The sequence below is a fragment of the Bacteroides sp. L10-4 genome (assembly GCF_013373675.1).
GTDB classification, from domain to species: domain Bacteria; phylum Bacteroidota; class Bacteroidia; order Bacteroidales; family Bacteroidaceae; genus Bacteroides; species Bacteroides muris.
The window spans coordinates 1-13,594 of sequence record NZ_JABXJH010000077.1; the positions used below are offsets into that span (position 1 = coordinate 1).

Below are 13,594 nucleotides of genomic sequence, written 5' to 3' on the forward strand. Positions count from 1 at the left end.
TGACAAAACGCACTTGAAAGACCTCTTCGACAAAACTAAATTTCAATATGACAAAGACCGTTTCGGACCAAATGGGCCAAATTTATTTAATGTTTAACTAGTCCCTATTTTTTATGGGACACTAATGAACTGTTATATAAGTAAAATTACAATCACTCATCACATAATCAAATAGCGATTTTCCTATTCCTTGCCGATGATAGTGCGGCAAGACAAAGAAGAGGGATATATGTTGCTTTTCCCGATGTACACCAATTATTCCTATCAATAAATGCTTGTCAAAAGCTCCATATATGTCAAGTGCATTCATCAACGATGTGTCATACACGAAACTTTTAAAGGTTTCGATACCTTCTTGGGTGAAATCATTCCTGCCACATTCCATACATACTTGATAGGACAAATCGGCAGCATTGTTATATTCATCTTGTGTTAATTTGCGTATCATAATATTCATATCCTAAAATCAGCTTTTAGCAATTCATAACAGTGGCAATCTAAAAAATTCCCATTCTTGAAATAGGCATTACGATGTATGCCACATTTGCGAAATCCTATTTTCTCTAATACTCTCATTGATGGCATATTACCAGCATAAACATTTGCATAAACACGTATCACATCTGTATGAAAAAAATAGCTACGAATAGCAAGTACTAACATTTGAGTCATAATCCCTTTACCCCAATAAGGTTCGGCAAGCCAATACCCTAATTCAGCATTGTAGCGTTCCACGTTAATGCCACGAGAAAAACTTATGTTGCCGACAGCCTCCTGATTTACTTCGATGCAATAATTATTTTGTTCGCTTTGATTTAAAACGAATCGGATAAATTGTTGCGCATCGCTCTCAAAGTAAGGATATGGCAGACTATCACGGCAATTATCCCATATCTTTTTATTATTAAGATATTTAGCCAAAGTGGAAAAATCATCTTTAAGCCAACGTCTTATTTTGCATTTATCCATATCTATTCCTTTTGTTTTATTACTGCGACTTTCACTAACGCCAAAATTCTTCGTGGATTTGCCCGTTTGTCCGATGTGGAACTTACGTTAGTTGGCAGGTAATAAATAAGCAAAGAAAGAGAAGGCCTGCCAATACAATGCAGCCTATGACTAAAAAGGCTCTATTGAGTTTCTTACGCTCCAATTCCTCCTTTTCCAATGTATTCTTTCGAATATCCTCCAATTGTTCCAACGAGAGGTGGGAGGAGGGAGAGGAGACACTTACTTCGAGCAATCGGCGACGAGTTTCCTTCATCCGCTCACGCCCTATCTTGCACAGTGCCCTGTTCTCCTTATCTCGCTGGAGCATATCGCTCACACAGCCTAATGTCCCCATTTTATAGTTAATATTTAATGTTCCAACCTTGATGTCTCAATTTCTTTTTGTAGAATCTCAAAGATACGTTCTAAATCATGCCTGTGCGGGGGACTGATTTGAAAAGTACCGCTTTCTATTCTTGCATTGACCATCGGGGCGGTAATAACTGTATCATTAAATACAAAACCTATCCGTTGCCCAATAGCTTGTTCTGTAGCATCTGCCCAGACTTTTTGTTTCTGCTTATTTACACTTCCCGATATAGCTCGGAGACCATAATCATCAGAAACAAGTTCTATCGCAGCAAAATCCTTGACGGTTACAATCGGCCTGCTTGCAAGACTATCCTTCTGTCCGTCTGTGATAAGATACCAACCGTTTTCCTGATGCAGCATCGAAGCCTGCTTACATGAGACCACAAAGATGAATAAACAGCAGCCTATTACTCTTATTGCGGTTTGTGCATTTCTAAAAGTTTTCATCATATCAATGCAGTTTGGTCAATGCCGCCACTGATTTTTCCGGACGATAAGACTGAAGTACAATGCGATTCTTGGACTTTTCAATAACTGTCCAATTGCCTACCAAAGCACTATTCTTAAAAGTAATGATTCTACCATCTATGCAATAGTATAAGTCCCATACTGCAGAAGGATCACCGCTACCTTCACCATTGATACTTTTACCCTGAGTCTCAGTGAGAAATTCCACAATCAGATACTCTTCGTTTACGACCTCTTTTCCATCCGCGTCATAATCGCAAACACAAGCATTCCAGGTTGTTTGCAACAGTTCCGAAGCGGCCAATATTGGCTCAGAATCATTGTCATCATCACTGCAACTTGCCAATAGTCCAATATTTAGAAGCAATATCATGCTCCACAATTTAAGTTGATAGTTCATATTATCCAATTTTTTAGTTTTAAATACTACTGCAAAATTACGGGTATAAAACGAAACAACTCTCAAACTATTTTGAGAGTTGCATTACAGGCACATATTGGGGAGTATTATTCCTTGCCAAAAGCAATTTCCTTACGGATACGGCTAAGATAGGTCGGTGTGATTTGTAGATAGGAGGCAATTGGAACTCACTATAAAATAGCAATCTTCGCCATTTTGCAAGCAGTCGGAAAGTTCATCTTCCGTATGGTTACGGACAAGTAACGTAGCGAAGTCCTAACCTGACTGAAATAGGCTTTTATCGCCTTCATGCTTTTTGAGGATATTGCCTAAAACGCCTACCTATCAATATCGTTGCCCTACTTTTCCATATTCCACTTTTTATGCGTAACTTTATGAAGAAAAAACACTCTCCCCCTATGAGTATCAGGCACGAAGCCAATTACTATTAGCAGAGTCAAGAAAATGAAACAATTATCACTGTACCCAGGTTATAAATAGAGGTTGTATTTCACATATAGATTACGGACATTCCTAATATGTATCTCTATGTTATTCTAAATAGAATTCTCCTTTTAATGTTCCTTCGCTGAACTGTAAAGTAAATGTACCATTGCCGTTAGTGCAGTAGATTTGCCCTTCGGTCTTGTTGTAGGGAGTGATTTGGAAAGTACCCTCGTCTATCACTTCGCCATTCACTGTGGCGTATGACACTTTGTTGTCCTTGCAATACTGGCGGTAATCCCGATACGAAATCAGGGCATCGGCATCTGCTATATCTATCTTTTCTATCGTTTGCGGCTGGAGAAAAAATTCTTCCGGTATATCCACAAACAGATTGATTCTCACAATATAGGCAATCTTGCCCCCTCTCTCTGTACTTAGATAGGTTTCAAACGTAGCTTCATATTGGCTATATTCCAAAAAAGGTGTGGGGTGCGTCGGACCAAATATATATGTGTAAGGTTGTTGGTCAATGTACGTTTGTCCGTTCAGTTCGGCTGTACATTTGGATTTGAGGTAGTTGATGCCGTCATGCTTTTCGCAGGAGGTGAGGCTGAGAAGGGTGCAGGCGATGATTGACGCAAGTAGGGTAAGTTTCTTTTTCATATTGTTGCTATTATAATATCTTTTGAAGAATAAATCAGTATCTATTAAGTATTCCTGAATCATTGTCTTTGTTTTGCATTTTTAATTTCAAGTTGGGCTTGTTTTTGCCGAATGTGAAATTATATACAATGTTGATATAGACCATATTGGCATTATTGATTATGCGTTCTGTTTCAGTTCGTTGTAGGAGTGATGTCCCTGATACAGATGTTGTCTGTTTCCACGAGTCATAGAATGGATATCTTATTCCTCCTGTCAAAGTGAGGTTTTTAATCGGACAGTACGACACTTCTACGCTTGCCATACTTGGAATTGTTTTCATTGTCTGACCTACAAGAGATTTCTTTTCAGTCTGATAGAATACCGAAACGCCCCATTTTTTGTAAGCTAAATTTATGGATGGGATAAAAGAGTATCCTGTATGATTCCATTTTTCGTTTCCAAAAACGTTGATTTGGTGGAATACTTCGGAATACAGTCTTAGTCGTAAAATATTATTTGAAAATGGATACCACTGTAAAAACAGGCTGGCTTTCATGTTCTGTGCATTATCCAAATTTCCGAATGTCTCAATGATATTCGTATCGTCTGATTGAAAAACTGGAGCTATGGCATCTTTGTCATAAGAGTACGCGACTTCTGCATTGAGAACAAATTTCTTAAAGCCTTTGAAATATGACAAAGACAGATCATGGTTGTTGCTTGGCTTTAGATTCGGATTACCAGCAAACAGATAATTGGCATCCTTGTAATAAGGATTATATGTCAATGAAGAAACGGCAGGGTTGTCTGTATTCACTTCATAATTGAATGTCAAGTCTGAACTTTCGTCTATGAAATAGCCAAGTTTTACTTGTGGTCTGAAATAAATGAACTTGTATTCCTTGTTATCTATTGTGGTAAATATATTTCCGTTTACTCCGGCACTGACACTATAATTGATTTTTTTTCCAAGCATACCTGTAGCTCCTATATAAGAATAGATTTCATTCGTCAGTGTCTGATTGTTTGAAGAGAGATTCTGCTGTGTACTGTTGTTGTGCATATACCGGGAACCGACATATAACTGTGCCGTCTTCATATTGTAGTTATATATGGCTTCTCCGATAAGCGAATACTTGTCGAGATTTATATCTGTTGCCGTTTCAAAGTCAGTCAACCCATCGCTCAACTCGGAATATTGATAATCATAATCAGATTTGTAGTAAGTCCCGACAAGGTTCATCGTCAACTCATGCCTGGCATTAAATGTTTTGCTGAAATACATATCCAATACAGGGCTAATGTATTTGTCTTTATCAGAACTTTGCCCAATCTTTTCAAATATCCTATCATTGACGGTAGATATAATATCCTGAGCGGAAGAGCGTCTGCGATTCAGGGAATTGAATGAGAGTTTGGTGCTGAAGATGTAGTTGTCCGATTTGGAGTTGTTGAAACTGATTTCAGCCATTTGCTGCTCATATGCGTATGGACTTTTCTTGCCATTTTTTTGCTTTTGATAAATTGTGCCTTCTACAGCATAACTTATATCTTCATCCAATATGCGTTTGTTGTAGTTGCGGTAATTAATGTTATATGTTACTCCAAGCTGTGAATTACCCCAGTTATATTTGAAATTCATTGCATTATTACCAAATCCGGTAGTAACAGCATTTTGGGTATTGATGCCTACAGAACCTCCATTGTGTTTTTCTTTGGTTATAACATTGATTACTGCACCCAACCCCATGTTGGAATATTGGATAGGCGGTTGGGTGTAATAATCTAATTTAGAAATATTTTCGGAAGAAATCACAGAAAGGTCAGTCGGCGTTGACGGTATGCCGTTTATAAGAATCTTGACAGCCTTTCCATCGACTGAATTTACATTATAATCAATAACCTGTATTTTGGGCAGGTGTTCCAATGCCAACAAAGCACTGCTATATTGCTTTTTTTCTATGTTGGTAAGTTTATATTCTTTTTTATCAGCAAATCTTTTGACCATGCTTGCAGCCACTACGACTTCATTCAATATCATATTATTTTCAGCCAATATTATTTCCCCTAAATCAAGAGATTGGTCTAATACTAATTCCTGTCGGTAGTCTGCATAACCGAGAAATGATATTTCAACGCTGTATTTGCCGGATTCTATTTTCTCGATGATGAATTGTCCGTTATCATCAGTTATACATCCTTTATGGTTCAGCGTGTCTTGTAATAAATGTATTATTATGCTTGCACCGGATATGGGCTGCGTTTCCTTGTTTTTAACAACTCCTTTTATTGTGTGCTGGCTCCATACTGGGGAACATAAAGCACTGCATAACATTAGAAAAATAGCACTTAATCTTCTCATAAGATTTGCAAGTTTTTTTTGTTGCAAAATTACGGGTATAAAACGAAACAACTCTCAAACTATTTTGAGAGTTGCATTACAGGCACTTATTTGAGAGTATTATTCCTTGCCAAAAGTAATTTCCTTACGGATACGACTAAGATATGTCGGCGTGATTTGCAGATATGATGCCAAGTCTTTGAGTGTTATATCTTGCAGTAAATCAGGACAGCGTTCTATCAGTTCCAAATATCGTTCTTTGGGTGATTGTCGATAGAGGTTGAGATAACGACCATGAGATTGGCGGAATAATTCTTCTGCTATAAAACAGCGTAACTCTATATTTTCTTTTAGTATTTGCCTAAGAAAGTTGGTACTACAAACCCATACATCTGAATCAGTCATTGCTTTAAGATCAACCAAAGACAATTCATTTCGAATTGAACTATAAAAATCTCCGGCTAAGGTATTACATAATGCCAAACCTGTGATATGCTCGTTTCCATCTGTATCAATTATAGTATATTTGAAATATCCTAATTCAATGAAACCGAAATATTTAGTTCTTTCTCCACGATGAAGAAAATACTCCCCTTTTTTATAATGGCATAGTTTACCCTCTTTGGTGCAAAGTTCACGCCAAAAATCCATATCAATCTTATCTATATATGGGTTGAAATTAGCCATTTTACATTTTAATCATCAGTATTATAACTATCTGCAAAGATACAGAATTTAATCCGACCAGCCTTCAATCTTGTTTAGAAATAAAGTCATTTGGAACGAATTTCACTCCAAATGACTTTTCAGGTCAATGAAAATTCTATATTTTCATTCCTTTCGTACGGTTTTCATCCTTGAATTGAAAACCCGGTCGCCCGATGATAATATGGTCAGCAATGAAATTGCCATACGGATATCGTTCATTCACCGGGCTGCGTATCTGCGGGCGCTTAGTGTGGTATGGAATTATTCCTTCTGTTGTTCCCACTTGACATACATCTCCCTTGAAAGTTCCACAATCTCCCGGCTCAACTTCACAAGGTCGATGGTATGTTTCTCCAGCTTGTAGAGCAACGCCATCGCCTTCTTCTCCGAAAAATGGATGCGCAATTCCTTCACGACTTGATTGTAATTGGTTCCTATACCGCGGAACTGGGCATGGAAGTCCGACAGTTTGGTGTAGTAGCCCACCAGCGTCTTGTCCACTTTCAGCACCTTGAACTTCTGCCCGAAGAAATGCGCTTTGAGAAAGACGGCTTTCGCATACACGTTCGATTCCTCGTACATCGTCAGGAATCTGTTCCATTCCACATCGTCGAAGCGCACCATCACGCAGTGCGTCTTTGGGTTCAATTTGGGATTTCTCCCGTACTTGCTCTTTTTTTTCATTCTTCTTATTCTTTTAATTTTATGGCTTGTCCATTGTTTAATCTTTGATTAAGGAACCTTGAAATTATCCGACTGCGGAGGATAATTCTGCCCACGGCAGTACCGGGATTTTCAGTTACTCGGAAGCATTCGGGTAACTGAAAATATACCTTGCTGTGTCTTTGAGGACACAAAAATCCTCCGTTTGTCGGATTGGGAAAACACCTTTCAAACTCCAAGTCGCTTCATCCGGGTATTCCTCACTGTTCGGGTGCAAAGTTACGCCCTTAACACGGTATCGGACAGTGGTTTGAACCGGACAATGGCTACCTATTGACGCAATATGCAGCCACTTATCGAAATGCAGGTTCAATCATTTCCTTATTTAGTCAAACAATGATTCAAAAGATGAAAGATCTGAGTACATGAGAATAGAGAAATTCAAATACTGATCAAAAGGATTTGTTGAATACCTGCCCAAACGAGTATTGAGGAAAATCAAACAATGGTTGTCTGACAATTTGATGATACATTGATTTAATGATTTCATGACGTAATGTTGTCACTCTCCAAACGACCAAAACTTTGTTTCACCACACAACTATACAGAGAACTATTAAATAAGCGGATTGTGAAATAGTCAGCCTTTCTGTTTGAACAGCATTCATGCGAAAAGAACCGTTTCTGTATGATACCCACGGACAATGGCTACCGTATCGGCGCAACACGCTGCCACTTTCGGCAAATCCATTGCAGAGCAGCAGATTATATATTCCTTTGCGGCAAAAGAAACAATACCAACTAAAAGAAAGACAATATGGAAATCGTATCAATCGAAAGAAAGACCTTTGAGGCGATGGTCGCCAAGTTCGACCGCTTCGTCCGCCGTATAGATGCCATCTGCCATCGGCACGGGGAAAAGAGAATGAGCGAGTGGATGGACAATCAGGACGTGTGCCGGATGCTCAACATCAGCCCACGAACATTGCAGACGCTTCGTGATAACGGCACATTGGCTTACTCGCAGATAAACCACAAGACCTACTACCGTCCCGAAGATGTGAAACGTATCGTCTCTATCGTGGAGGACAGGAGAAAAGAAGCAAGGTTCAAAGGCAGGACAATCTGATAACCGAATAGAGTAACAACAATAATTCCACTAAATCCCAGCAATGAACGAACTGATTAACAAAGACAACGAGTGGATAATCCACTTCATGGGCAGTCTTGACCGATTGCTTGACAATGTAGAGCATCTGACCGCCAACTACCGCCCGACACTGGGCGGCGAGCGTTTTTTCACCGACAAGGAAGTGTCGGCACGGCTGAAAGTGAGCCGCCGCACGCTTCAGGACTACCGTAACGAAGGGCGCATAGCCTATATCCAGTTGGGCGGTAAAATCCTCTACCGTGAATCCGACATCGAAAGGATGCTGAATGACGGCTACCGCTCCGCCTACCGGCTGACAGGCACATGATTTTCTTGAAGGAGCGCAATTTGCCGTCTGCCCTGTGATTGCGTCAGCAATGGATTTTCGGCAAAAAAAGGAACGGCTTACGGATGAAGCATCAATATTCCACTTCGTCTGTAAGCCGTTCCTTTCTATCTCCTGATTTTTCCGTCAGTCGCTTGTTTCCGTTGCCGGATGCTCTTCAAGCGTATGGCAGGCAGTGACAAGGTTTTCAGGCTGAATACACTCAAACAGGTTTGAGGAAGATTCTGCCTGAAACGGCATCACCGCCTGACCTTGCCTCTGCCGTCAAAGCCATACGCTACCTTTGCATCTGTGGATCGGGAACGAGTGACTGACGGAATAGTCTTCAACTATACCATAGGTTATTGCCTCTGCCATAGGAAACAAGTAATGTAATCGGAGCCTCTCTCTTGATGGCGCAGATTTCACTTATTACAAACCGTCTGAGCAGGATACTTTCTTTACTGCATATTCTGAATGCAACGGCTATGACCATTTCAAGGTTGTAAACGTCATAACTGATACCGTCCAGTTGTCTGATATATCGCATTGTATCGGCTTCATTCAGTTCCTTGTTCTTGTAGATGGAATGAATCGCCTTGTGGACATCACATGAGAACACTCCGAACAGGTCGGCAATCTCAAACTTGGTCATCCATACAGGTGCGGTCGGCATAATGACAGCACCCATTTCGCTGATTGTTATGATTCCCCTGTTCATAATGAGTTGATTGGATATTGATTATCTATGCTGTTTGTCTTTTCGCCAGCCGATACTTCCTTTCTCCGTTCCATCAGTTTGTCCATGTCCTTGGAGATTTTATCATCGGTTATCCGTGCATATCCCTGTGTCGTCCTGATATTGGAGTGTCCCATCATCTTGGCGATACTCTCAATCGGTATATCCGCTGAAATCAGGAAAGTTCCGAAGCTGTGCCGGCTTTGATGATAGGTCAAGTTTTCCTCTTTCCCTATGGTTACTCCCAACTCGTGAACCTCAAACCATAGGGCATCACGGTTGGGAAGAGGAAACACGGGCTTCTCGTCATCGGTCGTGTTGTACAGTGACAATATCCGCTCCGCTATGGGATGCAGGGGGATGAACGCCTCCATCTTTGTCTTCTTGCGGTTGATGCGGATGTACCGCCTACCATCCGCATTCGTCCCGATATGATGTGGATGCAGGAGCATTATATCCACATACGCCAGTCCGGTCAGGGTCGAAAAGATGAAAGCCCGTCTTGCAAGCTCCTGACGCTTATCATACATCGGGGTGGCAAGGATTCTCTTGAACTCCTCACGGCTGATGTACTTGTGCCTTGCTTCCGGCTTTGGTTCGTATTCCAGATCCTCGCAGGGATTCACACGGAGAATCTCCTTATCGACTGCAAGGTACAACAGTCGGTTCAGCCAACGCAAACAATGGTTGGTCTGGGAAACCCCGAAGTTCTTGCATTTCTTCAAGTGGGCTTTGTAGGACTTACCGAAATCCTCCGTCACTTCTTCAAGAGGAATGTCCTTTTTACCGATGGACGTAAGAAAGTCCGTCAGGTACTTTTGGTAGTACATTGAAGCCCGATAGGAAGAAGTGGAGTCTATTTCCTCGGAATGTTTCTTCAACCGCTCCCGTTCCCATTCACCCATTTGCAGGAGGGTGGTCGGATGGATGTTGTTCATGGCGACATGGTTCTTCAGTATCTCCGCACTGACCACGCCTTGCGATTTCAATATCTCATTGTAGGCTTCCTCTGTTATCCGCAGGTATTCCCGTAAACGGCTGTTCTCCCTTGCGGACTTTATCTCGTTCTTCCTGCCGTTCCAGTCTTCCGGTCGGCAATAAATTCCCGTACTGATGACGGTCTGTTTTCCGTCAATGGTTATACGGCAGAGTACGGCAGTCGTTCCGTCAGCCTTTGTCTTGCTGCGGTTGATATAGGGTAACAATGAAAATGTGCTTCGCATATCGTTTTATGTATTAAAGTGTTAATTGAAAATCTTCGGTAGCTTTGATAAACTTATCCATGTCCTCGAAAAGTTTCTTCGGGCTGACACGGGCATAGACCTGAGTGGTGGAAATATCGGAATGTCCCAACATTCGGCTGATGGTCTCTATCGGCACACCCGCTTCGAGTGTTATCAGCGAAGCAAAACTATGGCGGGCCTGATGATAGCACAAGTTATCCTTGATGCCTGCCAGTGCAGCCAACGCTTTCATGTGCCGTTTCATGTTCGGGTGGTGGATTACCGGGAAGAGCGTTTCCCTGTTTTGGTCCTTGTATCTCTCAAGTAGTGCCAACGCTTCGGGAAGCAGTTTCACGCTCGCCCGATGTTCGTTTTTCTTTCGGCGGTATTTCAGCCATAATGATCCGTTGTCATCCGTGTATAGGTTCTCGTCCGTGATGGAAACCACATCAGCGTATGACACGCCCGTGTAGCAGGCAAACAGAAAAAGGTCGCGTGCCAGTATGTGCGTCTTTCGGTACGAAGGTATCTCCACATCACGGATTCTTTCGAACGATTCGCGGCTCAATGCACGTGGTGTCCTTTCTGATTGCCGGGGCAAGGCGAAATGTTGAAAATGGCATTTCTCGGAATACCCTTTCTTGTAGGCAAGGCGGCAGATTTTCTTCAGGATGGCAAGGTGGTGGCGGACGGTATCTATCGCATAGCCTTTATCTTCCGTGACGAAAGCCTGATAGTCGTGGATGAACTGTTCCGTCAATTGTCCGAAAGCCAGATCCTTGACCTTGTACTTGGTTTCGATAAATTCCCCGAGTGTCAGCCGCATATAGTGATAACCGGGATAAGTCCCTTTCGCACGGTCTATGCCGATACGTGCCTTAATGTCGTCACAGATTGCATCTGTCATTTTCATGAGAGTCATCTGCGTTTCCATGCTGCCTTGGAAATGATTCTTCACATCGGTGGCGTCAAAACCGACCTTACGGGATACAAGGCTGTCGAATGCGGCGTTTACCGCCAACAGCAGTTTTTCAATCCTGGCATTGGTTTCCACCGCTTCCTTGCTCTTGCCGTTCAGACGGCTTTCACGGGGATTCCACAATTCAGGCGTGCAGGACAGCTTGCATCCGAACTGTGCCATCGTGCGGTTCACGGTGATTCTTCCCATTATCGGGGCTTTACCCGATTTGTCCAGTCCGCTCTTTTTGAGGTAGAGCAACACCTTGAATTTTTCTACTTTCATACGCTTATATTTTTTAGTGCAAAATTACTTGCCATATAAGCGTTCCTTGATATGCAAAACACTGTGTATGAGCGCAAACAAAACGGTGAGGGTTTCTTTTCATTGCCTGCCGTTACCTATTCCCGTTTCGGTAACTGCCCGGCTAACGGTTTGGTAACTGAACAACCACAATATTCCGTTATTATTTGCATTTTCTCCACTTGGCAGAATGCTGAAACAAAGCTCATTTCAAACGGTTTACGTTTTATCTTCACCTGTCCGCTTTTCCTTGCACAGCCTATCACTTTCCATGTGAGCCGCCACACCTTCGCGACCCTCATGCTGACGCTCGATGTTGACCTCTACACGACAAGCAAGCTGCTGGGTCACAAGAACATTGCCACGACCCAAATTTATGCGAAAATCATCGACCAGAAGAAAGATGACGCCGTAAACCGCGTGGACGAGATTTTCAAGTAAGGTATATTCTTGTTTGTGAGAAATTCCTCATACCTCTCAGATATGAATAAGCCAAATCCTCGGCAGTATTGCTCCGGATTTGGCTTATAAGTATGAGAAAGCTGTGAAGTTCAGAAGTTATATGATAGCATAAGGTATGCACCCAGCATAAATGACTTCTTGGGATAGAATTTCTCAAATGAGGTGCCATTGTAAGACAAATGCCTGTACTGGCTGTAAATATCGAGATTTGACATCATATATCCCGCACTGAAACCACATGGTCCTATATCCATATTTATGCCAAGTCGCAAATCTATGGCAAACCATTGACCTTTGTTTGTACTGATGTAGTCATAATCAGTCCGCATCGGATTTTGAGTTTTCTCAATACATACTCTTTGGTATGGCACATTGAGCATGGTACCAGGCTCCGCATATAGAGACCATTTCGTTGCCTTGAGTCTTATACATGGCGATTTCAAAACGACAGAGGGTCGCAAATAGAGGTTCGAAGGTTTATTGTTGTCTTCGTCAATATTCCAGTCGCTCCCAGAAGCCCAACCGTCCTCATACCAGTTTGCCCAATAGCCAACCGCTCCACCAACTCCGATATACTTGCAGAACATGTAGTGGTACGATGCCTCAAGTGAATATGAATATGATGATGTAAGGGTTCCGCTGAAGGCAGCACGGTTATGGGTGAAGTAATCTTCTGCACATACCGATTGGACTATTATCGACAAAAACACCGAACTAAGGAATATCTTTAGTTTCATGATTTCTAAAAACTGAATTTACTCAGTAAACGTAAATTATTGCCGATTTACAGATGTTACCGGCGAGAAATAATCAAATCCTGGAGTTAGAGAAATTGTCATGTTCTCATAATCCCATATCATACGGAAGCGTTTAAGCATATCGTAACCAATAATGCCATTGAAAGTTTTACGCCAATCAGATTGTGGCGAATTTACATCCAATAGTATTGGAAGCAATGGCATTGATTCGTTGGCAAAAATCAAACGTGGCGCAGTGGCTAATACCGAATTGCCTTTTTTACCCCCTCCGTCAGTAGAAGAATTATTGCCAATGCGTTTTAGGATTTCAGGGAGATTATTGCTTTTGCTGAATCCCGGATTTACAGCCAATATTCCGTCAAAGCCTGTATCTAACATAAATATGCCGTTTACTTCGCAAGAGTCTGTTTTGATAGTGAGATTAGTGCCTGTCTCTCCGCAATAAACGCTGAAAATCAGCAAATTGCAAAGCAAACACCCAATTTTACACCCAAGAATGTAAAATTGGGTGTTTTGTAATCATTCTATTTTCCGCCACGACAATTTTATCGGCTGTTTTTCAGCCGATAAAATAAAAATGCCCGCAAGAAAATATTTTTGTTTTAACATTCCGGTTTATAAAAACATGGTAGAAGAGTCTTC

At 41.6% G+C, this 13,594-nt stretch carries 15 protein-coding genes and 2 pseudogenes; 3 read left to right on the forward strand and 14 right to left on the reverse strand.

Annotated elements, in window-relative coordinates; all coding sequences use genetic code 11:
• Positions 1-124: 124 nt before the first annotated feature.
• The 9 genes and pseudogenes from HU824_RS17575 to mobA form a co-directional block, all read right to left on the reverse strand.
• Positions 125-448: pseudogene (locus HU824_RS17575) on the reverse strand (GNAT family N-acetyltransferase); the annotation flags it as partial.
• 5 nt (positions 449-453) lie between these two features.
• Entirely contained in the window at positions 454-969 is a 516-nt protein-coding gene (locus tag HU824_RS17580) for a GNAT family N-acetyltransferase (RefSeq protein WP_136011484.1), read from the reverse strand.
• Positions 970-1,051: 82 nt separating this feature from the next.
• Positions 1,052-1,345: a hypothetical protein gene (locus tag HU824_RS17585; protein ID WP_176469548.1), complete on the reverse strand. Its 294-nt coding sequence runs from the start codon at positions 1,343-1,345 to the stop codon at positions 1,052-1,054.
• A gap of 14 nt (positions 1,346-1,359) precedes the next feature.
• Positions 1,360-1,812, reverse strand: coding sequence for a hypothetical protein (locus HU824_RS17590; RefSeq protein ID WP_025076950.1), 453 nt, complete (start codon positions 1,810-1,812; stop codon positions 1,360-1,362).
• A gap of 1 nt (position 1,813) precedes the next feature.
• A complete protein-coding gene (locus tag HU824_RS17595) occupies positions 1,814-2,230 on the reverse strand; it encodes a hypothetical protein (RefSeq protein WP_121737376.1) in 417 nt (138 codons plus the stop codon).
• A 552-nt stretch (positions 2,231-2,782) separates the two neighbouring features.
• Positions 2,783-3,340 carry a hypothetical protein gene (locus HU824_RS17600; protein ID WP_176469549.1) on the reverse strand — a complete coding sequence of 186 codons (558 nt, stop codon included), beginning with the start codon at positions 3,338-3,340 and terminating at the stop codon, positions 2,783-2,785.
• Between the two features lie 34 nt (positions 3,341-3,374).
• Entirely contained in the window at positions 3,375-5,684 is a 2,310-nt protein-coding gene (locus HU824_RS17605; protein WP_136011485.1) for an outer membrane beta-barrel protein, read from the reverse strand.
• Positions 5,685-5,783: 99 nt separating this feature from the next.
• Positions 5,784-6,350 (reverse strand): Crp/Fnr family transcriptional regulator, encoded by a 567-nt coding sequence (locus tag HU824_RS17610; protein WP_176469550.1) that lies wholly within the window; start codon positions 6,348-6,350, stop codon positions 5,784-5,786.
• Between the two features lie 282 nt (positions 6,351-6,632).
• Positions 6,633-7,055, reverse strand: a complete 423-nt coding sequence (gene mobA / locus HU824_RS17615; RefSeq protein WP_176469551.1) for a conjugal transfer protein MobA — start codon at positions 7,053-7,055, stop codon at positions 6,633-6,635.
• Positions 7,056-7,851: 796 nt separating this feature from the next.
• On the opposite strand from mobA, the gene HU824_RS17620 reads away from it, so the two are divergent.
• Complete coding sequence (locus tag HU824_RS17620; RefSeq protein ID WP_176469552.1) at positions 7,852-8,163, forward strand: helix-turn-helix domain-containing protein; 312 nt, start codon at positions 7,852-7,854, stop codon at positions 8,161-8,163.
• Between the two features lie 43 nt (positions 8,164-8,206).
• Complete coding sequence (locus HU824_RS17625) at positions 8,207-8,512, forward strand: helix-turn-helix domain-containing protein (RefSeq protein ID WP_005776632.1); 306 nt, start codon at positions 8,207-8,209, stop codon at positions 8,510-8,512.
• Positions 8,513-8,855: 343 nt separating this feature from the next.
• On the opposite strand, the gene HU824_RS17630 is transcribed toward HU824_RS17625, so the two are convergent.
• Genes HU824_RS17630 through HU824_RS17640 form a run of 3 tightly spaced genes read right to left on the reverse strand, consistent with a single transcriptional unit; the run spans position 8,856 to position 11,714 of the window.
• A complete protein-coding gene (locus HU824_RS17630; protein WP_087342104.1) occupies positions 8,856-9,230 on the reverse strand; it encodes a hypothetical protein in 375 nt (124 codons plus the stop codon).
• Positions 9,227-10,471 carry a site-specific integrase gene (locus HU824_RS17635; protein ID WP_176469553.1) on the reverse strand — a complete coding sequence of 415 codons (1,245 nt, stop codon included), beginning with the start codon at positions 10,469-10,471 and terminating at the stop codon, positions 9,227-9,229. Before HU824_RS17635 ends, HU824_RS17630 begins: the two co-directional genes overlap by 4 nt.
• 13 nt (positions 10,472-10,484) lie before the next feature.
• Positions 10,485-11,714, reverse strand: a complete 1,230-nt coding sequence (locus HU824_RS17640) for a site-specific integrase (protein WP_176469554.1) — start codon at positions 11,712-11,714, stop codon at positions 10,485-10,487.
• A gap of 279 nt (positions 11,715-11,993) precedes the next feature.
• On the opposite strand from HU824_RS17640, the pseudogene HU824_RS19895 reads away from it, so the two are divergent.
• A pseudogene (locus HU824_RS19895) lies at positions 11,994-12,173 on the forward strand (tyrosine-type recombinase/integrase); the annotation flags it as partial.
• 110 nt (positions 12,174-12,283) lie between these two features.
• Here the strand turns inward: HU824_RS19895 and HU824_RS17650 are convergent.
• Together HU824_RS17650 and HU824_RS17655 are read right to left on the reverse strand one after the other, a co-directional pair.
• Entirely contained in the window at positions 12,284-12,931 is a 648-nt protein-coding gene (locus HU824_RS17650; RefSeq protein ID WP_176469556.1) for a hypothetical protein, read from the reverse strand.
• A 36-nt stretch (positions 12,932-12,967) separates the two neighbouring features.
• On the reverse strand, positions 12,968-13,330 hold the full coding sequence (locus HU824_RS17655) for a hypothetical protein (protein ID WP_176469557.1): 363 nt from the start codon (positions 13,328-13,330) through the stop codon (positions 12,968-12,970).
• Positions 13,331-13,594: the final 264 nt, after the last annotated feature.

Excerpts from the sequence above, each read along its gene's own strand:
- HU824_RS17580 (WP_136011484.1), bottom strand. The coding sequence starts at position 969 with ATGGATAAATGCAAAATAAGACGTTGGCTTAAAGATGATTTTTCCACT.
- HU824_RS17585 (WP_176469548.1), bottom strand. The coding sequence starts at position 1,345 with ATGGGGACATTAGGCTGTGTGAGCGATATGCTCCAGCGAGATAAGGAG.
- HU824_RS17590 (WP_025076950.1), bottom strand. The coding sequence starts at position 1,812 with ATGATGAAAACTTTTAGAAATGCACAAACCGCAATAAGAGTAATAGGC.
- HU824_RS17595 (WP_121737376.1), bottom strand. The coding sequence starts at position 2,230 with ATGAACTATCAACTTAAATTGTGGAGCATGATATTGCTTCTAAATATT.
- HU824_RS17600 (WP_176469549.1), bottom strand. The coding sequence starts at position 3,340 with ATGAAAAAGAAACTTACCCTACTTGCGTCAATCATCGCCTGCACCCTT.
- HU824_RS17605 (WP_136011485.1), bottom strand. The coding sequence starts at position 5,684 with ATGAGAAGATTAAGTGCTATTTTTCTAATGTTATGCAGTGCTTTATGT.
- HU824_RS17610 (WP_176469550.1), bottom strand. The coding sequence starts at position 6,350 with ATGGCTAATTTCAACCCATATATAGATAAGATTGATATGGATTTTTGG.
- mobA (WP_176469551.1), bottom strand. The coding sequence starts at position 7,055 with ATGAAAAAAAAGAGCAAGTACGGGAGAAATCCCAAATTGAACCCAAAG.
- HU824_RS17620 (WP_176469552.1), top strand. The coding sequence starts at position 7,852 with ATGGAAATCGTATCAATCGAAAGAAAGACCTTTGAGGCGATGGTCGCC.
- HU824_RS17625 (WP_005776632.1), top strand. The coding sequence starts at position 8,207 with ATGAACGAACTGATTAACAAAGACAACGAGTGGATAATCCACTTCATG.
- HU824_RS17630 (WP_087342104.1), bottom strand. The coding sequence starts at position 9,230 with ATGAACAGGGGAATCATAACAATCAGCGAAATGGGTGCTGTCATTATG.
- HU824_RS17635 (WP_176469553.1), bottom strand. The coding sequence starts at position 10,471 with ATGCGAAGCACATTTTCATTGTTACCCTATATCAACCGCAGCAAGACA.
- HU824_RS17640 (WP_176469554.1), bottom strand. The coding sequence starts at position 11,714 with ATGAAAGTAGAAAAATTCAAGGTGTTGCTCTACCTCAAAAAGAGCGGA.
- HU824_RS17650 (WP_176469556.1), bottom strand. The coding sequence starts at position 12,931 with ATGAAACTAAAGATATTCCTTAGTTCGGTGTTTTTGTCGATAATAGTC.
- HU824_RS17655 (WP_176469557.1), bottom strand. The coding sequence starts at position 13,330 with ATGTTAGATACAGGCTTTGACGGAATATTGGCTGTAAATCCGGGATTC.